The 22,206-nt window shown below is 62.2% G+C and carries 15 protein-coding genes; 7 read left to right on the top strand and 8 right to left on the bottom strand.

Translation table 11 applies throughout. From position 1 onward, the window contains the following. Positions 1-152: 152 nt before the first annotated feature. Positions 153-4,034: a DNA-directed RNA polymerase subunit beta gene (rpoB, locus tag KBB96_RS12585; RefSeq protein WP_211629797.1), complete on the top strand. Its 3,882-nt coding sequence runs from the start codon at positions 153-155 to the stop codon at positions 4,032-4,034. 43 nt (positions 4,035-4,077) lie between these two features. Continuing rightward, entirely contained in the window at positions 4,078-8,223 is a 4,146-nt protein-coding gene (gene rpoC / locus KBB96_RS12580) for a DNA-directed RNA polymerase subunit beta' (RefSeq protein ID WP_211629796.1), read from the top strand. A gap of 141 nt (positions 8,224-8,364) precedes the next feature. On the opposite strand, the gene thiS is transcribed toward rpoC, so the two are convergent. From thiS to KBB96_RS12560, 4 genes are read right to left on the bottom strand one after another with little or no spacing between them, the layout of a single operon-like run. Continuing rightward, positions 8,365-8,565, bottom strand: a complete 201-nt coding sequence (thiS, locus tag KBB96_RS12575) for a sulfur carrier protein ThiS (protein WP_211629795.1) — start codon at positions 8,563-8,565, stop codon at positions 8,365-8,367. 43 nt (positions 8,566-8,608) lie between these two features. Next, complete coding sequence (locus tag KBB96_RS12570) at positions 8,609-9,982, bottom strand: DUF2851 family protein (RefSeq protein WP_211629794.1); 1,374 nt, start codon at positions 9,980-9,982, stop codon at positions 8,609-8,611. Beyond that, positions 9,979-11,532, bottom strand: coding sequence for a TIGR03790 family protein (locus KBB96_RS12565; protein ID WP_211629793.1), 1,554 nt, complete (start codon positions 11,530-11,532; stop codon positions 9,979-9,981). The genes KBB96_RS12570 and KBB96_RS12565 overlap by 4 nt, the downstream gene beginning before the upstream one ends. Positions 11,533-11,552: 20 nt before the next feature. Beyond that, positions 11,553-12,350 (bottom strand): MBL fold metallo-hydrolase, encoded by a 798-nt coding sequence (locus KBB96_RS12560; RefSeq protein ID WP_211629792.1) that lies wholly within the window; start codon positions 12,348-12,350, stop codon positions 11,553-11,555. 130 nt (positions 12,351-12,480) lie between these two features. Here KBB96_RS12560 and KBB96_RS12555 point away from each other — a divergent pair, with 130 nt between their 5' ends. Genes KBB96_RS12555 through rimK form a run of 4 tightly spaced genes read left to right on the top strand, consistent with a single transcriptional unit; the run spans position 12,481 to position 16,909 of the window. After that, on the top strand, positions 12,481-13,761 hold the full coding sequence (locus KBB96_RS12555; RefSeq protein WP_211629791.1) for a glycosyltransferase: 1,281 nt from the start codon (positions 12,481-12,483) through the stop codon (positions 13,759-13,761). Between the two features lie 45 nt (positions 13,762-13,806). Further along, positions 13,807-15,456, top strand: a complete 1,650-nt coding sequence (gene recN / locus KBB96_RS12550) for a DNA repair protein RecN (RefSeq protein WP_211629790.1) — start codon at positions 13,807-13,809, stop codon at positions 15,454-15,456. After that, positions 15,453-16,010 carry an ATP-dependent zinc protease family protein gene (locus KBB96_RS12545; protein ID WP_211629789.1) on the top strand — a complete coding sequence of 186 codons (558 nt, stop codon included), beginning with the start codon at positions 15,453-15,455 and terminating at the stop codon, positions 16,008-16,010. The genes recN and KBB96_RS12545 overlap by 4 nt, the downstream gene beginning before the upstream one ends. Further along, complete coding sequence (rimK, locus tag KBB96_RS12540; protein ID WP_211629788.1) at positions 16,007-16,909, top strand: 30S ribosomal protein S6--L-glutamate ligase; 903 nt, start codon at positions 16,007-16,009, stop codon at positions 16,907-16,909. The genes KBB96_RS12545 and rimK overlap by 4 nt, the downstream gene beginning before the upstream one ends. 21 nt (positions 16,910-16,930) lie before the next feature. Here rimK and KBB96_RS12535 read toward each other — a convergent pair whose 3' ends face one another. Both KBB96_RS12535 and hemW read right to left on the bottom strand, forming a co-directional pair. Continuing rightward, positions 16,931-17,677 (bottom strand): hypothetical protein, encoded by a 747-nt coding sequence (locus KBB96_RS12535; RefSeq protein ID WP_211629787.1) that lies wholly within the window; start codon positions 17,675-17,677, stop codon positions 16,931-16,933. Positions 17,678-17,721: 44 nt separating this feature from the next. Continuing rightward, positions 17,722-18,813, bottom strand: coding sequence for a radical SAM family heme chaperone HemW (gene hemW / locus KBB96_RS12530; protein ID WP_226373536.1), 1,092 nt, complete (start codon positions 18,811-18,813; stop codon positions 17,722-17,724). 120 nt (positions 18,814-18,933) lie between these two features. Between hemW and KBB96_RS12525 the strand changes: the two genes are divergently transcribed. Then, positions 18,934-19,845: a phytoene/squalene synthase family protein gene (locus KBB96_RS12525; RefSeq protein ID WP_211629786.1), complete on the top strand. Its 912-nt coding sequence runs from the start codon at positions 18,934-18,936 to the stop codon at positions 19,843-19,845. A 35-nt stretch (positions 19,846-19,880) separates the two neighbouring features. Here the strand turns inward: KBB96_RS12525 and KBB96_RS12520 are convergent, their stop codons facing one another. Further along, the gene (locus tag KBB96_RS12520; RefSeq protein ID WP_211629785.1) at positions 19,881-20,447 is read right to left on the bottom strand and encodes a hypothetical protein; all 567 of its coding nucleotides are present in this window, start codon (positions 20,445-20,447) and stop codon (positions 19,881-19,883) included. Positions 20,448-20,607: 160 nt separating this feature from the next. Next, on the bottom strand, positions 20,608-22,197 hold the full coding sequence (locus KBB96_RS12515) for a S8 family peptidase (RefSeq protein WP_211629784.1): 1,590 nt from the start codon (positions 22,195-22,197) through the stop codon (positions 20,608-20,610). Positions 22,198-22,206 lie beyond the last annotated feature (9 nt).

Raw genomic sequence — 22,206 nt, 5'->3', positions numbered from 1 at the left:
TATCTCCGGGCACCGGCACCGGCGCGAGATTCCACAACCCCCAAATGAGGCATTTCGCGCCGATACCGATTCCACTTTCCATCGCCTGAATCCTTCTGCCTGAGACCGCAAGCGGCTCGGGCTAAACCTGTAAGCAGCACCCCAGACACGTTATGGCCGAACGACTCTATTTCGGGAAATTTGAGGAAGTGATTGAGCCGCCGAACCTCATCGAGGTCCAGAGCCGGTCCTATGAAGAATTCCTCCAGAAGGACGTCTCCCCGAGCGAGCGCACCGACACCGGCCTCCAAGCCGTGTTCCAGGAGGTTTTCCCTATCAAGAGCTACGATGAAGCCATCGAGCTCGATTTCGTCGCGTACGACATCGAGGACCCGAAGATCACGTCGCTTGATTCCTTGCGCACCGGCGAAAGCTTCAGCGCCGCCCTCTACGTGACCTTCAAGCTGAAGGACGAGACCGGCAACAAGAAGGAGCGCGTGTACATGGGCGAACTGCCGATGATGACCCGCCGCGGCACCTTCATCATCAACGGGGCGGAGCGCGTGATCGTGTCCCAGCTCCACCGCTCCCCGGGCATCTGCTTCGAGACCTCGCAGCACCTCAATGGCAAGCTGCTCCACTCCTTCCGCATCATCCCGGACCGTGGTTCCTGGCTGGAAGTGCAGTTCGACACCAACGACCTGCTCTACGTCTATCTGGACCGCCGCCGCCGCCGCCGCAAGTTCCTGGCCAGCACCTTCCTGCGCGTGCTCGGTTTCCCGACCGACCGCGACATCGTCACCAACTTCTACCAGGTGGAATCGCTCAAGCTGAGCGAGCAGATGGACGAGCAGGAACTCGGCAACAAGGTGCCGTTCGAGGACATCCTCGATGGCGAACTCGTCGTGGCCAAGGCCTATGAGCCGCTCACCATCGGCATCGTCCGCCAGCTTATCGCCCTCGGCAAGAAGGCTGTGGAGGTGATCGACTCCCGCGAGGATGAAATCCTCCTGAAGTCCCTCCGCAAGGACCCGGCCAAGGACGAGGAATCCGCTCTCAAGGACATCTACCGCAAGCTCCGCCCCGGCGACCCGCCGACGGCCGCGAACGCTCGTGCCCTCCTGAAGCGCCTCTTCTTCGATGCGAAGAAGTACGACCTCACCCGTGTCGGCCGTTACAAGATCAACCAGAAGCTCGGCATCGGCGTCGATTCCGACCAGCGCATCATGGTGCCGGAGGACTTCCTCGGCGCGGTGAAGTACCTCCTCAAGCTGAAGAAGGGCGAAGGCGTCATTGATGACATCGACCACCTCGGTTCCCGCCGCGTGCGTGCCGTGGGCGAACTTCTTGCCAACCAGTGCCGCGTGGGCCTCGCCCGCACCGAGCGTCTGGTCAAGGAGCGCATGACCCTGTTCGACGTGAACATCGAGGGCATGACCCCGCAGAAGCTGATCAACCCGAAGGCGCTTTCCGCTGTTGTGCGCGACTTCTTCGGCCGCAGCCAGCTCTCCCAGTTCATGGACCAGACCAACCCTCTGGCCGAGCTGACCCACAAGCGCCGTCTCTCCGCTCTCGGACCTGGTGGTCTGAACCGCGACCGCGCCGGCTTCGAAGTGCGTGACGTTCATCCGTCCCACTACGGCCGCATCTGTCCGATCGAGACCCCGGAGGGTCCGAACATCGGTCTGATCAGCTCGATGTGCACCTACGCGCGCATCAATGAATTCGGCTTCATCGAAACCCCCTACCGCAAGGTGAAGGATGGCAAGGTGAGCAATGAGGTGGAGTACCTCACCGCCGACCAGGAAGAAAAGTTCCTCATCGCCCAGGCCAACAACCCGATCGACAAGTCGGGCAAGTTCCTCAACGACAAGGTCACCGCCCGTGAGGCTGGCGGCGAGTTCATCGAAGTCGATCCGACCGAGGTGAACTTCATGGACGTCTCGCCGAAGCAGATGGTGTCCGTGGCCGCTGGCATGATTCCATTCCTTGAGCACGACGATGCCAACCGCGCGCTCATGGGTTCGAACATGCAGCGCCAGGGTGTGCCGCTCCTCGTTTCCGAGGCGCCGCTCGTCGGCACCGGTCTGGAAGGCAAGGCCGCCCGTGACTCCCGCGCCGTGGTCGTGTCCGAGGCGGACGGCATCATCGCCGCCGCCACCGCGGAAATCATCGTCACCACTTCGGATGGCAAGCTGCCGGTGTCCGAGGAGAAGTTCCTCTCGGAACCCGAGTCGGTGAAAACCAACCTCGACAAGGGCATCATGGTTTACCCGCTGCGCAAGTTCATGCGCTCCAACGCGGGCACCTGCATCAACCAGAAGCCCATCGTCAAGAAGGGCCAGAAGATCAAGAAGGGCGACGTGCTCGCCGACGGCCCGAACACCGAAGGCGGTGAACTCGCCCTCGGCCGCAACGTGCTCGTCGCGTTCATGCCTTGGAACGGCTACAACTTCGAGGACGCCATCGTCATCTCGGAGAAGGTCGTGAAGGAGGACATCTATACCTCCATCCACATCGCTGAATTCGACGTGGCCGCCCGCGACACCAAGCTCGGCCCGGAAGAAATCACCCGTGACATCCCGAACGTCGGCGAAGACGCCCTGCGCAACCTCGACCACGACGGCATCATCCGCATCGGTGCGGAAGTGAAGCCCGGCGACATCCTCATCGGCAAGATCACGCCGAAGTCCGAAACCGAACTCGCCCCGGAAGAGCGCCTGCTGCGCGCCATCTTCGGTGAGAAGGCCGCGGACGTGAAGGACACCTCGCTGCGCGTGCCCTCCGGTGTCACCGGCATCGTCCAGGACGTGCGCGTTTCCTCCCACGGCCTCGCCAAGAAGCGTGCCGAGAAGGTCGATCCGGTCGAGCTCAAGAAGCAGCTCAAGAAGATCAACGACGAGCACAAGAAGAAGGCCGACCAGCTTACCGACCAGCTTACCGAGAAGCTCTCGGACATCCTGCTCGGTGAAAAGATCCCGCTCGATGTCGTCAACGCGCAGACCGGTGAAATCATCATCCCGGCCAACCGCAAGATCACCAAGACCCTGCTCCGCAAGCTGGCCTCGGTGCATGACCACATCGAAATCGATCCGTCCCCGATCCGTAACAAGATCCTGGAAATCATCGGTTCCTTCGAAGGCCGCTTTGCCGAACTCGACAACGAGCGCGAGCGCAAGCTCGACCAGCTCGAGTCCGGTGACGAAGTCGATCCGGGCGTGATCAAGGAAGTGAAGGTCTTCATCGCTGCCAAGCGCAAGCTGTCGGTGGGTGACAAGATGGCCGGTCGCCACGGTAACAAGGGCGTTGTCGCCATCATCGTTCCCGAGGAAGACATGCCGTTCCTTTCTGACGGAACTCCGGTTGATATCTGCCTCAACCCGCTCGGCGTGCCATCGCGAATGAACGTCGGCCAGGTTCTTGAAACCCACCTTGGCGTCGCCGCCAAGGCCCTCGGCTTCAAGGTCGCCACGCCGATTTTCGACGGCATCAAGGAAGAGAAGATCTGGGACTTCATGTCCCAGGCCAAGCAGATCGACGGATTCACCTGGATCGGTGACGGCAAGGACGGCACCACCGGTGGCAAGTCCACCCTCTTCGACGGACGCACCGGCGAGCCGTATCACAACCCGGTCGTGGTCGGCATGATCTACATGCTGAAGCTCGGCCACTTGGTTGCCGACAAGATCCACGCCCGTGCCGTCGGGCCGTACTCCCTCGTCACCCAGCAGCCGCTCGGTGGTAAGGCGCAATACGGTGGCCAGCGTTTCGGGGAAATGGAAGTGTGGGCGCTCGAAGCTTACGGCGCCGCCTACACCCTTCAGGAGCTCCTCACCGTCAAGTCCGACGACGTGCAGGGCCGCACCCGGATCTACGAAGCCATCGTCAAGGGCGACAACAACCTCGAGGCGGGCACGCCCGAGTCGTTCAACGTCCTCATCAAGGAAATGCAGTCGCTCGGTCTGGACGTTCGTCCGGGCAGGCGCGGATCGACCCACGGCTCCGGCATCACCGGCGGCGTGGACGACTTCTCGCTCGACGACCTCACCCTGTAACTTTTGAGCCGCGAAACACAAACAGCCCGAACCATCCTACCACATGAGTGTTGACACCAATCTTCGCGAACTCTTCGGCGTGGACGAGCGCCCGGAAGCCTTCGACCAGGTTTCCATCACCGTGGCCTCCCCGGACACCATCCGCTCCTGGTCCAAGGGCGAGGTGAAGAACCCGGAAACCATCAACTATCGTACCTTCAAGCCCGAGAAGGGCGGTCTCTTCTGCGAGCGCATCTTCGGACCCACCCGTGACTGGGAGTGCGCCTGCGGCAAGTACAAGCGCATCAAGCACAAGGGCGTCGTGTGCGACCGTTGCGGCGTGGAAGTCACGCTGTCCCGCGTCCGCCGCGAGCGCATGGGCCACATCGAGCTCGCCGTGCCGGTGAGCCACATTTGGTTCTACAAGTGCATGCCCTCCCGCATCGGCCTCATGCTCGACATGAGCGCCCGCCATCTGGAGCGGGTGATCTATTACGAGGACTACATCGTCACCGAGCCGGGCAACACCCCGCTTGAGCGCGGCCAACTTCTCACCGAGACCGAACTCCGCGAGGCGGAGGACGCCTACGGTGAAGACACCTTCCGCGCCGGCATGGGTGCCGAGGCGATCCAGGATCTGCTCAAGCAGATCGATCTGGCCGACCTCGCCGTGCAGCTCGAGCAGGAACTCGGCACCACCCGTTCCAAGCAGAACAAGAAGAAGCTCTCGAAGCGTCTCAAGATCACCCAGGGCTTCGCGGGCTCCAAGTCCCGCCCGGAATGGATGATCCAGACCGTACTTCCCGTGATTCCACCGGACCTTCGTCCGCTGGTGCCACTCGAAGGCGGCCGTTTCGCCACCTCCGACCTGAATGACCTCTACCGTCGCGTCATCAACCGAAACAACCGTCTCAAGAACCTCCTCCAGCTCAAGACGCCGGAGGTCATCATCCGCAACGAAAAGCGGATGCTGCAGGAAGCCGTTGACGCGTTGTTCGACAACGGCCGCCACGGCCGCGCCGTGACCGGTGCCGGCAACCGTCCGCTCAAGTCCCTCAGCGACATGCTCAAGGGCAAGGGTGGCCGTTTCCGCCAGAACCTGCTCGGCAAGCGCGTCGACTACTCCGGCCGTTCCGTCATCGTCATCGGACCGGACCTCAAGCTCAACCAGTGCGGTCTTCCCAAGAAGATGGCTCTGACCTTGTTCGAGCCGTTCATCATCCGCCGCCTGAAGGAGCTGGGCTACTGCCACACCGTCCGTTCGGCCAAGAAGATGATCGACCGCAAGACCCCGGAAGTGTGGGACATCCTCGCCGAAGTGACCAAGGGTCACCCGGTTATGCTGAACCGCGCTCCGACGCTGCACCGCCTCTCGATCCAGGCGTTCGAGCCGAAGCTCATCGAAGGTGAGGCCATCCGTGTTCATCCGCTCGTTTGCACGGCTTACAACGCCGACTTCGACGGTGACCAGATGGCCGTGCACGTGCCGCTCTCGGTCGAGGCCCAGATGGAAGCGCGCCAGCTCATGCTCGCGCCGAACAACATCTTCTCGCCCGCGTCCGGCCGCCCGATCACCACTCCTTCGCAGGACATCATTCTTGGCTCCTACTACCTGAGCTGGGCTCCGGTCCGGACCCAGAAGGACCGCGAGAAGATGGAGCACCTGCCGCTGTTCGAGAACTCCTCGGAAGTCGAGTTCGCGATCGCTGCGCGCAAGGTGAAGTATCACTCCTGGATCCGCATCCGGAACCCCGATTTCGGCAAGGACAGCGTATACGGTGACAAGGAGTCGAAGATCATCGAAACCACCCCGGGCCGCGTCCGCTTCAACGAGATCTGGCCCGATGGCCTCGGCTTCATCAACAAGAACGTGACCAAGAAGGTCATGGCCGACATCATCTGGCGTTGCTACCAGGTGGGCGGCAAGAAGAAGACCGTCGAGACCCTCGACTCGCTCAAGAGCCTCGGGTTCCGCGAAGCTTCCCGCTCCGGTGCCTCCATCGGTATCGTTGACATGGTCATCCCGGAAGAAAAGCCGGAGATCATCGCGAAGGCTTACGACGAAGTCGGCAAGGTGACCAAGCAGTATCGCAACGGTGTCATCACCGATGGCGAACGCTACCAGAAGGTCGTCGATATCTGGACCCAGGCCACCGACGCCATCGCCAACAAGCTCTACAGCAAGTTGGAGCACAACGACGGCAAGGGCCTCAGCCCGCTGTTCATGATGGTCGACTCCGGTGCCCGTGGTAACAAGTCGCAGATCAAGCAGCTCGGCGGCATGCGTGGCCTCATGGCCAAGCCCTCCGGTGAAATTATCGAGCGCCCGATTATCTCGAACTTCCGTGAAGGTCTGTCCGTGCTCGAGTACTTCATCTCGACCCACGGCGCCCGCAAGGGTCTGTCCGACACCGCGCTCAAGACCGCTGACTCCGGTTACATGACCCGCAAGCTCGTGGACGTTGCCCAGGACGTGATCGTCACGCACCAGGACTGCGGCACCGCGAACGGCATTCTTGTTCGCGCCATCTATGATGGTGACGAAGAAGCCGCCTCGTTGGCCCTGCGTGTCTATGGCCGCGTTTCCTGCGAGCAGGTCAAGGACCCGGTCACCGGTCAGATCATCGTCGATGTCGATGATGAGATCACCGAGAAGCAAGCCCAGGCCATCGAGCGCATCGGTTACGAGCAGCTCAAGATCCGCTCCGTGCTCACGTGCGAATCGGACCGTGGTTGCTGCGCCCGTTGCTACGGCTTGAACCTCGCCACCGGCAAGACGGTGAAGATTGGCGAAGCGGTCGGCATCATCGCCGCCCAGTCGATCGGTGAACCCGGCACCCAGCTCACCATGCGTACGTTCCACGTCGGTGGTGTTGCGGCGGCGACCTTCAAGCAGCCGATCATCAAGGCGAAGAACACCGGTGTGGTCGTTTACAAGGACCTCCGCACCGTCCAGTCCGCCGAAGGCAACTGGGTCGTCCTCAACAAGAACGGCACGCTGTCCGTTCGCGACAAGGATGGTCTGGAACTCGAAAGCCACAACATCGTCATCGGCTCCGTGATCTCGATCAAGGATGGCGACGATGTGAAGAAGGCCGACGTGATCGCCACCTGGGACCCGTACAACGTGCCGATTCTCACCGAGAAGTCCGGTAAGGTTGAGTTCCGCGACATGATCTCCGGCATCACCGTCCAGTCCGAGACCGACAAGGAAACGGGCAAGAAGGGCATGATGGTGACGGACCACAAGGAAGACCTCCACCCGCAGGTCGTCATCGTGGATCCGAAGACCAAGGAAGTGAAAGCCTCCTACTCGATTCCGGTCGGCGCCCACCTTTCCGTCAAGGAAGGCGAGGAGGTCACGGGCGGCACGCTGCTCGCCAAGACCCCGCGCAAGGTGGCCCGCACCAAGGACATCACCGGTGGTCTTCCGCGTGTTGCCGAGCTTTTCGAAGCTCGCAAGCCGAAGGATGCCTGTGTGATCGCGAAGATCGAGGGTGAGGTTTCCTTCGGTGGCAACGTCCGCGGCAAGAAGAAGGTCATCGTGACCGACTCCACCACCGGCGAGCAGGTCGAGCACCTCGTGCCGATGGGCAAGCACATCATCGTGACCGAAGGCGACCGCGTGCACCGCGGTGACCAGATCACGGAAGGCCCGGTGTCTCCGGAAGACCTCCTCGAGGCTTGCGGTGCCCAGGAACTCCAGGAGCACCTGGTCAACGAAGTGCAGTCCGTTTACCGCGTCCAAGGCGTGGAAATCAACGACAAGCACATCGAGATCATCATCCGCCAGATGCTGCGCAAGGTGAAGATCACCGATCCCGGTGACGCCGACCAGCTCCTCTGGGGCGACCAGATCGACCGCACGAACTTCAAGAAGATCAATGCGGAGATCGTCGCCAGCGGTGGCAAGCCGGCGGAAGCCGAACCGGTGCTGCTCGGCATCACCAAGGCCTCGCTCGAAACCGACTCGTTCATCTCCGCGGCGTCCTTCCAGGACACCACCCGCGTGCTGACCGAAGCGGCGACCCTCGGCAAGGTGGACTACCTCACGGGCTTCAAGGAGAACGTGATCATGGGCCACCTCATCCCGGCGGGTTCCGGTTTCGAAACGCACCGCGATGTCGAAGTCGAGTTCACCGTCGAGGAGCCGGAGCCGATCTTCCATGAGCCGGAGCCGGCCGTGGACGACGACGCCCGCACCGCCTGATCCGACGAACATTCACAAACGCCCGGCTGCCGCAAGGTGGCCGGGCGTTTTTGTTTTCCCCAACCGGGCTGCGGACTCCAGTCCGGCCTTGCTGAATGGCTGCCTAAATGAATCTGCGTTCCCGATTTGGCCGGAGTGGTCTCAACCTCCCGCAGCCAGCGTCACAATCTCCACCCGGTCACCATCGTTCACCTGCGTGGTGCTGAAATCCCGGGGGAAGATCGCTTCCAGATTCAGCTCCACCACCACCGGTTTGCCGCCCAATCCCACATCTTGCAGCAACTGCTCCACCGAGCGCGTCGCGGCGAGTTCGTGAGGCTGTCCATTGAGCGTGATCTGCATGACCCGTCGATAACGCCGGAACGGAGGAAGCGGAAATGGAAAATCACGCCCGCCACTGGGCGAGCTGCTCGGGGAACGGGCAGCGTTCGCAATCGCTCACATCCTCCAGGCAGAAGTCGTGGTAGATCTGCAGCAGCGCCTGATGATGGGCCACCTTCTGGAACCATGGCTTCGCAGTCTCCAGGGAGCCGAACAACCGCAGTCCGCAACGTTTTACCCGTTCATTCGGAGAGGCCGCACGGAGTTTCCAGTAGGCGTTGAAATCGAAGCCGTCATCCTCATGGAGAGCCAGTGGAGCCAGATGATTCGCCAGAAGTTCCAATCCCTGCGAACGTCCGAACAAGGCCACCGGCCGCAGCGTCGGTGCGGAGGTCAGCGTGTGGCGGCGTTCCCAGAAATCGTGATTCAGTTCTTCAAGGAATGTGAGCACAGCTTCCGGACGAAACGGCCTCGCCAAGGCGACTCGCCGATACTTCGGCCATACCGTCACCAATGCGGAGAGAGCACCAGCCCGGCGGTGGGGATGATTGGCGGGGCGGTGGCCATGAAGCTTCCACGGGATTGTGCGGGTGCCAGCGGTCTCAAAGCGGCCGCGTTGCTTCCACCAGGTATCCCACAGTCCGCGCAGGTATTCACGGGTATCGGTCGGAGCTTTCTCGTGCAGGATTGGCGAGAGGAACCCGGCTGTGCCGAATAGCAGCGCCTCATGATCCATCTCCTCCTTCATTGCGGAAAGCGGAGCCCGCTGGGCCAGCAGGCGCATGGCCAGGGAATTGCCACGATACCCCAGCGTCTCCGCGGTGGCTTGGAAGAGAGCGGCATCGCGGCCGTGGGCGTCCGCCATGCGAAGGAATCGTGCGGCTTTTCGTGTCGCCCGATGAGCCGCCGCCTGTTCCAACAGGCGGCTCACCGCCACGCTGTCCATTCCGGCCAGCGGCCGCACGCAGCGGCCGGGGCGGGCGATGGCGATCTCGCGGGGAGGCAGGTTCAGGGCTTCTTCGATGGCTTCCGCTCCGATTTCCACACGCGGGATCTCATGGTGCTCGTCATTGCGGGTGAAACTTTCCCGTTCGGCGGGGCGGAACACCACATGCAGGATTACCTCGCGGTAGGCCGGATTGGCCGCGTGGCCGTGGCGCTCCCAATCTTCCGGTTCGGGATCGAGTTCGATGGCTCCTTTTTTCAAGACACCATCGATCTCTACCGCCGCTTGGATGAAGTCCGGCCCGGCCGAGCGGTTCCACTCTCCGAATTGGACGATGCGGACCTGATTGCCGCTGGTGGTGGCGAAGTCCCGCCCGAAGGCGCCGGCAAACCAAAGCGCCTGCAGTTCCAGTTCCGGCGGCAGCGCGCGCCCGCGAGGCTCCGCCAGCGTCGATGGCTGGAAAGCGTCTTCAAGGAGGCGGGCGTAGCTCATTTGATCTTCGGCACTTTGGTCGGATCGGCAGGAGGTGGCGGTGGCGGGTCGAGGATATTGAGCCAGCCGGTGAGAGCCTGGGATTCGGGAATGGCGGCGTAGATCGTGCGGGCATCACGGAGTTCCCGGATGGCCAGGTCCTTGTGTCCCACCGCGCGGTCGATGGAGATGATGTTGAACTCCTGCCGCAGTTTGTCGGCGGTATTGGTGTAGTTCTCCCTGGCGACGCCGAACCACTTTTTCGCATCGTCGTTCAGGCTGATCGCCCGATAGCGGAGACCCAGGGCTTCCGCGAGAACTCCGCTGTGGGTGCGTTCGACCGCTTTTGCGAGCTGGTCGTGCAGTTCGGCCGGTTTGCTGTCCCATTGGAGTGATGCCATCCGCAGCGCCCGATAGTCATTGTCGCCGGGCTGCTTCTCGCCACTGCCGTCCAGATGAATGAAGGGCCGGTAGAGCGGGTCCCCGAACACGACGCCCTGCCAGGATAGCGCGGGCATCGCGGCGTAGGCTGCTTCGGCGAAGGTGGAGCCATCGAGCAACCGCTTGTGAAGGATGTCGAAGTAATGGGTGATGCCCAGATACGGCTCGTAGGTATTGCCGATGGTGCAGCAGGCGCCGCGCTCCAGCAGGGCCGCGCTCCAGTTTTTGTTGGGGTCGCGGATCTGCTCCGCGCTGAAGGAGTGCAGATGCATCGCCACCGCGCCGGGACGGAACTGGAACCGCGGGTTCAGGAAGGGGCCGTTCACATTCCACTCGTACCAACCGTAGTAGAGCGAGGCATCCGTCATCGGATAGTTCGTCGGCAGCGTGTCGTTGAAGCGGTCCACCACCGTCGGGATGCCCGTGGAGAGGTTGGCCTTGGCCACGCCTTCCAGCCATTGGTCGCCTTCCGGGATCTTGTTCGCGATGTCCACGTAGGCACGGCCCCACAGGCCGGTCTTCTCCGTTGCCACCGCGTCCTTGATCATCCGCTCGCAGGTTTCCCACTTTGCGGCATCGATGCGGGCCACCAGGACGAGAAACGGCATGCCCGCCTCGGCAAAGGGCTTCTCGCTTTTGAAATAGGCATTGTTGACCACGCCCAGCGTCGGCAGTCCCTGGATGCCGAACGCCGCGAGTTCCGAGTCCACGGCGGCTTCGTTGCGGCCTTCGAAGGGTTTTTGCAGATCGATCGGGGGCGGAGTGGCACTTGTGTTGCGAATCCGCAGCGGCACTCCGCGCATCACCGCGATGAAACGGATCTGGTTCTGAACCGGCAGCGTCAGGTTCTCCTGGTTCTTGCCAAGCTTCCACCATCCTTTGGAATCGAAGATCCCACGCAGCGGTTTCACCAAGCCCTTGTCGTAGTCCTCGCGGCTGATGTCATCGCTCTTCGGCAGATCGAGGCCGACGAGGTTTTCAGCGGGGATGCTGCGGGCGGCACGGTACGTTTCCGCCAGCTTCGCCGATTCCGGAATCGCCTTGTTATAGAGGACCACCACGGAAGCAGGGTCGGGCGTCGCCGCGAGGGTGATGCCGGTGGTGAGGATCAGGAACAGGAAAAGCCTCATTGCAAGGGAAGGTGTCAGGATCAGGTGGTCCGGGCCAAGCTCAACTTCAATCCGTCATACGCGACTTTCACATGCCGCGGCAGCGTGGACTCCAGTGTCATGTGTTCGTTCTGGTGGCCGAGGTGGATCAGCCACGCCTCGCGCGCCTTGACCTCGCCGATCATGGCCAGTGCCTCTTCGTTCGAGAAGTGGGTGGCATGCGGAGTTGGCTGGAGTGAGTCGATGACCAGCACGTCCACATCTTTCAAGGCTGCCAGCGTGACCGGAGGGAAGGCCTTCGCATCAGGGAAATACGCCGCCGATTTGCAGCCCGGATACTCGAACAGGAACCCCACCGTCTCCACCGAGGCATGTTGGACAGGCAGCGGTGTGATCTTCAACCGGCCGTAGGTGAATGGTCCCTCAATGAGACGAGGATCGGGTTTCACATAACCGCGATAGGTATTCGCGGAAGAGAAAGCCCAGGCAAACATCGAGCGCAGCGTGGCCATGCACTCGGTGGTGGCATGCATGGGAAGCGGGGCGTCCCGGTGCCAGCAGAAGGCGCGCAGATCGTCGAATCCGGTCACGTGATCAAGATGCCCGTGGGTGTAGAGGACGGCGTCGATCCTGCGGATGTTTTCACGGAGCGCCTGCTGGCGGAGGTCCGGCCCGGAGTCCACCAGCAGCGTGGTTTCCGGGGTCTCGATGAGGATCGAGGAGCGGGTGCGGGTGTTGCGGGGGTCGGTGGACCGGCAGGTCTCACATTCACAGCCGATCACGGGAATGCCCGTGGAGGTTCCGGTGCCGAGGAAGGTGAGGGTGAGATCGTCCGTCATGAAATCCGGAGCAAGGCTGGCACAAGCCCGGTGGCTTCGCAACGGTCCGGGACACTCGGGGAAGAAAAGGCCGGATGACGATCCATTTGGAATTTGCGAAGATCCGGATGAAGACGACCGTGCGGGGCAAATGCGGGTCCTGGTCCACACGATAGGCAGTGCCGGGGACGTCCATCCCTTCATCGGCGTGGGGCGTGCCCTGAAGGCCCGCGGGCATGACGTGCATGTCATCACCGGCGCGGTTTTTGAGCGGGTGGTGCGGGAAAGCGGATTGGAATTCCACCCGCTCGGAACGATCGAGGATTTCGAGCGGCTCCGTAGCAATCCGGACCTCTGGCACCCGCGCAAAGCCCTCCAGGTGATCATCCGTGGCGCGGTCGATCCCAGCTACGCCCCGATCCTGGAGCTCACACGGGAGCTGCACCAACCCGGCAATACCGTCCTCCTGGCCAGTTCGCTGGCCTTTGGGGCGCGCAATGCCAGCGAACTGTTGGGAATTCCAATGGCTACCGTGCATTTGGCTCCATCGTTGCTCCCCAGCGTTTATCATCAGCCGGAGCTGCATGGCATGGTGTTCGGCCAAGGTGCGCCGCGTTTTCTCAAGAAGATCCAGTGGTGGATCGCGGGCAAGGTCGTTGACCACTATGTCCTCCCGCAGTTGAACCGCTTGCGGCAGGAGCATGGATTGCCGCCTGCGAGGAACATGCTGTTGGATTGGTGGCATGCGCCGGACCGGGTGATCGCCCTGTTTCCGGACTGGTTCGCACCGCCCCAGCCGGATTGGCCGCAGCAGACACGGCAGACCGGATTTCCGCTGTTCGATGAAAGGGGCATCCGCGAGGTGCCCGCCGAGGTGCGGGACTTTCTCGATGCGGGCGAGCCGCCGGTGATTTTCACTCCCGGCAGCGCGATGGCGCACGGCGAATCTTTTTTCCGGGAGGCCGTGAAGGCGCTGGTCCGTTTGAACCGCCGGGGCATCCTGCTTTCACCCTTCACCGAAACCCTTCCGGAGAATCTGCCTCCTGGCATCCGGCATTTCTCCTACGTGCCTTTCAGCGAGGTGCTGCCGCGCGCTGCGGCGTTGGTCTATCATGGGGGGATCGGCACTTGTGCCCAGGCCTTGCAGGCGGGCATTCCCCACCTGATCCAGCCGATGGCTCATGACCAGTTGGATACGCTCGCCCGGGTGCGGAAGATGGGGGTGGGCCTCGGGCTTTCACCCGCCGAATTCACGGATGGGCGGATTGCGGAAATACTGGATCGCTTGTTGACGGATTCGTTTTTCAAGGAGAACGCCACGGAGATGGCCGCTTGCTTTGAGCCGGAAACATGGATGCGGCGGACGTGTGAGGAAATCGAGGCGCTTTTGCCTGGGGCGAAGGGGACGATTCCGGTGATTTCCAGAGATTGATTCCCGGCTCCGGCTTGGCATGATGCCGCCGCCTCCGGCACCCGCATGCTCACCCTGCTGAAAATCCGCAATCTCGCCCTCGTCGATGAACTTACCTGGGAGCTGGGCTCCGGCCTTGTCGGCGTGACTGGTGAGACCGGCGCGGGCAAGTCGGTGATCGTGGGGGCCCTCAAGCTCGTGCTCGGTGAACGGGCCGACAAGGGGCTCATCCGCACCGGTGAGGAATCCTGCACGGTGGAGGCGATTTTCAATCTAACCGATTCTTCCGCGATCGATGCGATTCTGGAGGAGGGTGGTCTGGCTCCCTGTGAGGGCGAACTGATCGTGCGCCGCGCGGTGGGCCAGACGGCGAACCGCCAGTTCGTGAACGACTCGCCGGTGACGCTGGCGATGTTGAAGAAACTCGGTGAGCATCTCGTGGACCTGCACGGCCCGCACGATCACCAGTCGCTGCTGTCCACCGAACGCCAGCTTTCGATGGTGGATGCCTATGCAGGCGCGGAGAGCAGCCTCACCGCGTGGCGTGAAGCCTGGCGCGACTGGCGGGCGAAGACCACGGAGTTGGACGAGCTTCGTCGCGCGGAGAGTGCCAGCGAGCAGGAGCTGGAACTACTGCGTTATCAGGTTTCTGAAATCGACGCTGCGAATCTCAAGCCCGGTGAGGAAAACGATCTGGAGGACCGCTGGCGCCGCGCCGTGAATGCTTCGCGATTGGTGGAAGCTTCCGGTGCTGCGATCGCATCGCTTTCGAATGACGATGGCATCCTGGAACGCCTCGGCGAGGTCCAGCGTCTGGTCCGGGAGTTGGAGAAGCTCGATCCGTCCGTGATCGAGCGCACCGGTGGTCTGGAAACCGCGGTGCTGGAACTTCAGGAACTGGAGCGTTCGCTGGTGGAATACGGTGAGGAACTGGAGATCGATCCGGAAGAAGCCGCCACGCTGGAAGAACGGGTGAATCTCATTGAGTCGCTGAAGAGGAAATACGGCGCGTCCTTGGCCGATGTGATCGAGCGCCGCGATGCCGCCGCCGCCCGCCTCGACAATATCGAGAACCGTGGCGAGAAACTGGAAAAGCTCGCTGCCGAAGTGACCGCCTGCCGTGCCAAACTCGATACGGCGGGCAAGTCGCTCACCGCCGCGCGCAAGAAGATCGCGCCGAAGCTGGCCAAGGAAATCGCCTCCCAGCTCAAGGATCTCGGCTTCAAGCAATCCTCCTTCGATGTGCAGGTGGTGCCCTCCACCGAACCCGGACCGCAGGGATACGAAGGTGTGGAATTCCAGTTCGGTCCGAATCCCGGCGAACCCCTGCTGCCGCTGCGCCAGATCGCATCCAGCGGTGAAATCAGCCGCGTGATGCTGGCGGTGAAAAGCGCGCTGGCGGAACAGGATGCCACGCCGCTGATGGTCTTCGATGAGATTGATGCGAACGTCGGCGGCGAGGTGGCTCGCTCGGTGGGATTGAAGATGGCGGCACTCGGTGCCCGCCATCAGGTGGTATCGATCACCCATTTCCCGCAGGTCGCCGCCACCGCGGCACACCATTTCGTGGTCGAGAAGGAGGTGGCGAACGGCCGCACCCGCTCGCGTCTCTATCCCGTCACCGGTGAGGCACGGATCAAGGAGCTTGTGCGCATGCTTGGCGGTGGTGGCGAGCAGGCGCGGGCGATGGCTGCCAGCCTGCTTGAAAACGCATGAAACGCACGCCCCGCACCTACAAGGCCGTGCCGGAGCAGGTGGAGGCCTCTTCGGGCGAACTGGCGCGGGAGCTCGGTCTGCCATGGAAACAAGCGGGGATGCCACGCCTGCTCATCGGTCGGCGCGAGTGGGTGGGGCTTCCGGACCTCGGCATCTCGCCGCTCAACGCGAAGACCGACAGCGGCGCGCGTTCGTCATCGCTTCACGCGGAGGACATATCGCTGTCCGAGGATGGAAAAAGTGTCAAATTCGTCACCGCCAACCACTATGGAGATCGTATTTCCTGCGAGGCGGTGGTGGTGATGACAAAGAAGGTGCGCAGCTCCTCCGGGGCGGCGAAAAAACGCATTTTCATCGAGACAAAAGCAGTACTCGCAGGCGGTTTCACCTGTGCGATCCGCCTCAGTCTGGCCAACCGCTCCGTGATGCGCTGCCCCATGCTGATCGGACGCCGCGCGCTTTCCGGTTTTTTTCTCATTGACCCGCAGGCTTCCCACTTGTTGGGAGGCGTGCGCGATCTCGAACCCCACGTTCCGGGCACCCGTCCCTCATGAAAATTCTCATCCTTTCCCGCAACGCCCAGTTGTACAGCACCGACGCGCTCGTGCGCGCCGCCGAGACGCGCGGGCATGAAGTCCGGGTGGTGGACTATCTCCGCTGCTACATGAACATCACCTCCCGGAAGCCGAAGATCTATGTGGACGGGGAGGAACTCCAGGCGGACGCGGTGATCCCGCGCATCGCCGCCTCGCACACGTTCTATGGCAATGCCGTCGTCCGGCAGTTCGAGATGATGGGGGTATTCACCGTGAACGACTCGGTGGCCATCGCCCGTTCCCGTGACAAGCTGCGCTCGATGCAGTTGCTCGCGCGCAAGGGAGTGGGCCTGCCGGTCACCGCATTCGCCCACCATACGGATGCGACCAATGAGTTGATCAAGATGTGCGGCGGCGCACCGCTCGTCATCAAGCTGCTGGAAGGGACCCAGGGCGCGGGCGTGGTACTGGCGGAAACACAGAACACCGCTCAATCGGTGATCGAGGCTTTCAAAGCCGGGAACATGAACATCCTCGTGCAGGAGTTCATCAAGGAGGCGAAGGGAGCGGACATCCGCTGCATTGTCGTGGGCGGCAAGGTCGTCGCAGCGATGAAACGCCAGGCAGCGGAAGGCGAGTTCCGCTCGAACCTCCACCGTGGTGGAGTGGCGGAGAAAGTGAAGATTTCCCCGGAAGAACGCGCCGTGGCCTGTCGTGCGGCGAAGGCGATGGGCCTGAACGTCGCTGGTGTGGACCTGCTGCGCTCGAATCACGGCCCGGTGGTGATGGAGGTGAATTCCTCACCCGGCCTGGAAGGCATCGAACAATGCTCTGGCAAGGACGTGTCCGGCATGATCATCGAGTTCATCGAACGCACCGCCGCGAATCCGCCGAAGGCAGGGGATGCGGTGAAGTAGTAGCGCAAGTTTTCAACTTGCTCATGGGGGAGCATCGGAGTCGCGCGGACGTTCCGATCTCACCCGTGCCAAGCGTTTGAAACCGCGGTATCCCACCCACACCAAGCCCACTCCCACGACTCCCGCACCGCCGAACACCCACCAGGGCAGCGGCACGCGCCCTTTCAGTCGGGTGACCAAGGGATGCTTCAATCCCTCGGCAAGCGTGTAGTCCCACACCAATGTCTTTCCGCCGTCTTCCGTGCGCGTGGCATTGGACTCCAGCGGGGCTTGCGGGAGATGCATCACATAGACGAGCCGCCGTCCGTCGATCTCCTTCCGTGGCATGAACAAGCCGCCCACCAATGCCCGGTTCGGACTGATCGTGCGTGTGAGTTCCACGTCCAGTCCATTGCGTTTGACCTCCACCACCCCGGCAATGTGCTGGAATGGATTGGGCATGCTTTTGGATTTCTCCGGTTTCGAAAGGTCTGCGATCTTCAGCACCGAGGCGCAGGAGAGCCGGATGTGAATGCGCGTGCGGTCTTCGTGCTGGCTGATGTCGAATGCCTCGCAGCGTACTTCAGGAGATTCCTTCAACCACTCGTCCACGCTGCCGCGGAGCTTTGCTTCTCCGCCGCTGAGACGGACGGTGGTGGTGGGCACGTCATAGGTGGCCTCGAAGATGGCGGCTCCGTCCTTGGCCAGCCACAATTCCTCCTTCCCATCGAAACAGGATGTCAGCAGCGTGACGACGATGCAGAGAGCGGCGGTGAGGAAAAATCGCATGCGGCGGTTCACGCTATAGCAGGTTTTCCTTACTTGGCCATAAGTCAGACCAATTCGCCTGCGATCGGATCGACCAAGGCCGAGCCTTCCTCGGTCAAGACCAGCCTGCCATCTTGAATGACCGCATATCCGGCGTCTACCAGCGATTGCAGCGTTTCGGCCCGGCTGTCCACGCGGTCCAGCGGGATGCCCTCGCGGGTGCGCAGACCGAGGGCGATGCGCTCGATCCGCCAGGCCTCCGGATCGATGGCCTCGCTGCCGGTGATCGCATGGCCGATGCCGTTCACCATCTCCACATAACGGGCGGTGTCCGCGACGTTCTGCGAGCGGACGCGCTCGATGGTGGAGACGGCGGAGGGACCCAGGCCGATGTAGTCCTCCCCCTGCCAGTAGCCGCGGTTGTGCGAAGAGTGATGTCCGGGGCGGGCGTAGTTCGAGGTTTCGTAGTGATCGTAGCCGGAGGAGGTCAGCAGGCGGTGGGCGAGATGGTAGAAGCTGGCATCGCGATCTTCGTCCGCATTCATTTCACCCCGTTTCAGCGATTCGAAAAAAGCCGTGTCTTCCTCGTAGGTGAGATTGTAGGCGGAGACGTGGTCGGGATTGAGGGAAATGGTGCGCTCCAGCGTTTCACGCCAATCGTCAATGGACTGGCCGGGGATCGAGAACATCAGATCGATGTTCACCGAAGGCATGCCCGCTTCGCGCAGGATCGCCACGGCTTCGGCCGCTTGCTCCGGATCGTGCTCGCGGCCGAGTGTTTGCAGGACATGCGGGGTGAACGACTGGATGCCCAGCGAAACACGCGTCACTCCGAGCTCGCGGAACAACCGGGCCTTGGTCAGATCGAAGGTCGCGGGATTCGCCTCCATCGTGATTTCGTCCAGCGCCGCGAAATCCAGTTGTTCCCGCAACGCGCCGAACAACCGCTCGAGATGCGTCGGCGAGAGCATGGAAGGTGTGCCGCCTCCCAAGTAGAGGGTGCGAGGTTGAGTGTTTAGGGGCGGCAGCCGGTAGGCGGCTTCCTTTGCCAAGGCATCCACGAACGCGCCGATCGGCGTGGAGCCGGGAGTATGCTTGTAGAACGAGCAATACGGGCAGACACGGTGGCAGAACGGGATATGGAGGTAGGTGAGCAAGCGGAAGCGGTGGGGAAAATCGCCCCGCGGGAAGCGAATGCGAAACTAAAATTCCGCTAGTCCGCTGAAAATCGTGCGGGATGGTTGAAATGGCGGGTCCGGGCTGGTTGGGTGGCTCGCGTGAAGGGGGATCTGGCTACGGACGTGCTGAAGGGGGTGTCGCGCTCGTTTTATCTGACGCTGCGGCTGCTTCCCGGGCCGATGCGCCACGGGGCCAGCCTCGGCTACTTGTTGGCGCGGACCAGTGACACCATCACCGATACCACTCTCGTCCCGGTGGCGGATCGGCTGGCGTTGCTGGATGCGTACGGTGCCGCGGTGGCGGGGACCGGAACCACGCCCGCGTGGCCAAGCCATTTGCTGGCTGCCGCGGAGCCGAAGGAGATCGTCCTGCTGGAGCGATCCGCCGAGGTGCTGGCTGCCTTGGATCAAACTCCGGAGGCGGAGAAGGCGTTGATCCGTGAGGTATTGGAGATCATTGTTTCCGGACAGCGGCTGGATTTGGAGCGTTTTTCCGCCGCGACTCCGGCCGAGCCGGTTTCTCTGCCGGATGATGACACGGTCGAAGATTACGCGTGGCGCGTGGCGGGATGCGTGGGTGCCTTCTGGACCAAGCTGGGATTCCTTACGCTGGGCGAACGCTATTCGACCGCGCCGATGGAAGAACTGTTGGAAAAGGGCATCTCCTATGGGAAAGGCCTCCAGCTCGTGAATATTCTGCGGGATCTGCCGCGTGATCTCGCCGCGGGACGCTGCTATTTGCCGGTGGACGAACCATGGGATCGGAAGGCGCTGTTGGAATGCCATGCCCGCTGGGTTGAAAAGGCACAGGCTTGGGTGGGAGAAGGCCGTCACTATGCGCGGACATTGCCGATCCGCCGCTTGCGTGCCGCCACCGTGCTGCCTGCTTTGTTAGCGGAAGAAACTTTGGCGAAGCTGCAAGGCGCCAGGTGGGCGGATCTGGAACGCCGGGTCAAGGTGCCGCGCAAGCGCGTCTATGCGCTGCTGTGGAAGGCGTTTCTTCGTAACTAGTTCCGCCGCCTGAAGGCCGGAACTACGTACGAGGATCACCATCTGCCGATGACTGCGGAGACGGTGACGAGGGTTTTTTCACCTGCATGTACCAATCTCCTGCCCACAGGTGTGGCGGGTAGATCAGCTTCAAGTCCCAAGGCTGATTCGGATGGGATCCCGAGGTGGCCTACGCATTTTCGTCCGCCCCACGGATCGATGTAGTCGATTTGTATCCCGGTTGGGTCGACTGCTCCTACCCGCAACACCGTGATGAAATGACTTTCCACCGTGATCCATGCGCCGTTTCGCAACGCCTGCCGTCGTATGCTCACCACCGGTGGCAGGCCATGCGAGAGCGAGGTGGAAAGCGTATCCCGCACCCGCCCGGCCAAATGATCGGATGATTCCCCGGCGCGGGGCAAAAGTACTTCATTCCGCAAGGAGGGGAGAAGCCTGGTGGCGGCCAGATCGTTCCCCAGGTTCGTGAGATCCGTTACATTGATACCCGCGCGCGACCATCGGGTTCGGCCGCGCAAGTGAGCGGATGGCCGGAGTCCATAGGCCCGTATGGTGTAGCTCAGGCGGCTCTCGTCGCTGTCGCCGGGCAGCGTATCGGCCAAGGCCCGCCATCCGGCGTTCCCGTGGCGAAAGGAGTTCAGCAGTGCCGCCGGGCCACAGGCGTTTCCGGAAACCGTGAGCTGGTTGAACGGAGGTGCATTCACGACCGCGGATGCGGCCGGTTCCTTGGCGCAGGAAACGAGCGCGAGACAGAGCAGCAGGCTACTGGGCCGAGGCAGGCGTATAGACATCTCTGCGGCTATTGTTTGCCGTATTGATGTCCTTTTGGCCACCGGCATTTCCAATCGACGACTGGAAGGTCATCGCCGAATCGGTCACACGGATCGGAACCTCGAAGGTCTGGATCGCGGTCGGTCCGAGCGAGCCGACATTGAACGATGCGGTGCCATCCGGCGTATTCACCATCACCGGCACGTTGGTGAGGGTATTGGTACCGCGGTTCTGGACGGTGATCTGGAGAATCTGCTGGCCGTTTTCGTTGGTGGTCACCCATTGGGAGGCCATGGCGGCGTCCGTGAGATTGCGCGTTCCGCTGATCATCACCCGGCCCAGGTCAACGGCGCCATTGCCATACTGGGTGTCGAATCCCGGAGCTCCGGACTCGTCCAGCAGGGAGGTGAGAAGGGCGGATGCATCGCCGGAGGACAGGTTGCCGGAGAGCACGCTGTTGGACATCGCGGCGAGCAGGGCACCGGTTTCAATCGGGGCGCTGGCCGAGGTGCCGCTGAAATAGATGACCGATCCATCCACGCCTTCCGCGGCCACTCCATAGCCCGGAGCCACCGAGGAGATCTGCTTGCCGGTGTTGGAGAACAGCAGGTGATCGCCATTCGCATCGACGGCACCCACGCCGATGACGCCGCTGATGGAGGCCGGCTGCGCGATCTGGTCGATGCCGTTGTTGCCGGTGGCTGCCACGATCGCCACGCCATGCTGTTGGGCGTATTCCACCGCCTGCCGCAGGACCAGGCTGTCACCGAAGCCACCGAGGGAAATATTGATGACGGAGGCTCCATCCGCCACGGCCTTGAGAATGCCCTCTGCGATCAGTCCGCTGTTGGACATGCCATTGTCGTCGGCGATGCGGTAGGAGAGGATGTTCGCCTCGGGAGCGATGCCGTTGATAATCGAGGCGACCGCGGTGCCGTGCCCGTTGAGCCCGCTGGCATCCGCGGAGAAATCCACCAGCGCGCTCTGGTTCACCTTGCCGAAAAACGAGGCCATGGTGGAGATGCCCGTATCCAGCACGGCCACGTTCAAGCCTTTGCCCCAGGTGGACCGGTCGTAGCCGGCGATTCCGAGCCATTCCGCCAAGCGATTGCCGAGCGGTACGGCTCCCGGCTGGATACTGCCTTCGGGAAGACCCGGCACCATTACCGGGAAAATGAAACCGGTTTTTTCCGAGCCATCGAGCACGGAGGCCAGTTCGTCCGCGCTCAGGAATCCAAGGCGCAGGGTGTTGATCGCATCGAGACGGCCCATGACGGCGATCCCCTTGCCTTTGATTTTCTCGAGGAAAGCCTCCATGGAGGCGCGATCCTTGAAAGTGACGGAACGTTGTCCGGCGAGAGCGCCTTTTGAAAGCGCCTCCACGTCGCCCTTTGGCCGGGCCTCCTTGCGGTCTCCACTGCGGAAGGCCGGAGCTTCCGAGTCATGATAGACCATCGGTTCGGGTGTGGACGCGGCCTTCTTCGGGGCTGACTGCGGCTTGGCCGAACGGACAAGCAGGTATCCACCTGCCGTGCAAACTGCAAGGAAGAGGGGGATCAGTATCCAGCGTGGCGCGCGCATTCACGAATA

This window comes from Luteolibacter ambystomatis, from assembly GCF_018137965.1.
Lineage (GTDB): Bacteria > Verrucomicrobiota > Verrucomicrobiia > Verrucomicrobiales > Akkermansiaceae > Luteolibacter > Luteolibacter ambystomatis.
The sequence above is the reverse complement of the archived record's forward strand: the minus strand, read 5'-3'. Positions and strand labels throughout refer to the sequence as shown.

Bases quoted from the DNA above. Each gene is read 5' to 3' on its own strand.
- KBB96_RS12535 (WP_211629787.1), bottom strand. From the start codon at position 17,677: ATGCGATTTTTCCTCACCGCCGCTCTCTGCATCGTCGTCACGCTGCTG.
- rpoB (WP_211629797.1), top strand. From the start codon at position 153: ATGGCCGAACGACTCTATTTCGGGAAATTTGAGGAAGTGATTGAGCCG.
- rimK (WP_211629788.1), top strand. From the start codon at position 16,007: ATGAAAATTCTCATCCTTTCCCGCAACGCCCAGTTGTACAGCACCGAC.
- thiS (WP_211629795.1), bottom strand. From the start codon at position 8,565: ATGCAGATCACGCTCAATGGACAGCCTCACGAACTCGCCGCGACGCGC.
- rpoC (WP_211629796.1), top strand. From the start codon at position 4,078: ATGAGTGTTGACACCAATCTTCGCGAACTCTTCGGCGTGGACGAGCGC.
- KBB96_RS12560 (WP_211629792.1), bottom strand. From the start codon at position 12,350: ATGACGGACGATCTCACCCTCACCTTCCTCGGCACCGGAACCTCCACG.
- KBB96_RS12565 (WP_211629793.1), bottom strand. From the start codon at position 11,532: ATGAGGCTTTTCCTGTTCCTGATCCTCACCACCGGCATCACCCTCGCG.
- KBB96_RS12545 (WP_211629789.1), top strand. From the start codon at position 15,453: ATGAAACGCACGCCCCGCACCTACAAGGCCGTGCCGGAGCAGGTGGAG.
- KBB96_RS12515 (WP_211629784.1), bottom strand. From the start codon at position 22,197: ATGCGCGCGCCACGCTGGATACTGATCCCCCTCTTCCTTGCAGTTTGC.
- KBB96_RS12570 (WP_211629794.1), bottom strand. From the start codon at position 9,982: ATGAGCTACGCCCGCCTCCTTGAAGACGCTTTCCAGCCATCGACGCTG.
- recN (WP_211629790.1), top strand. From the start codon at position 13,807: ATGCTCACCCTGCTGAAAATCCGCAATCTCGCCCTCGTCGATGAACTT.
- KBB96_RS12555 (WP_211629791.1), top strand. From the start codon at position 12,481: ATGCGGGTCCTGGTCCACACGATAGGCAGTGCCGGGGACGTCCATCCC.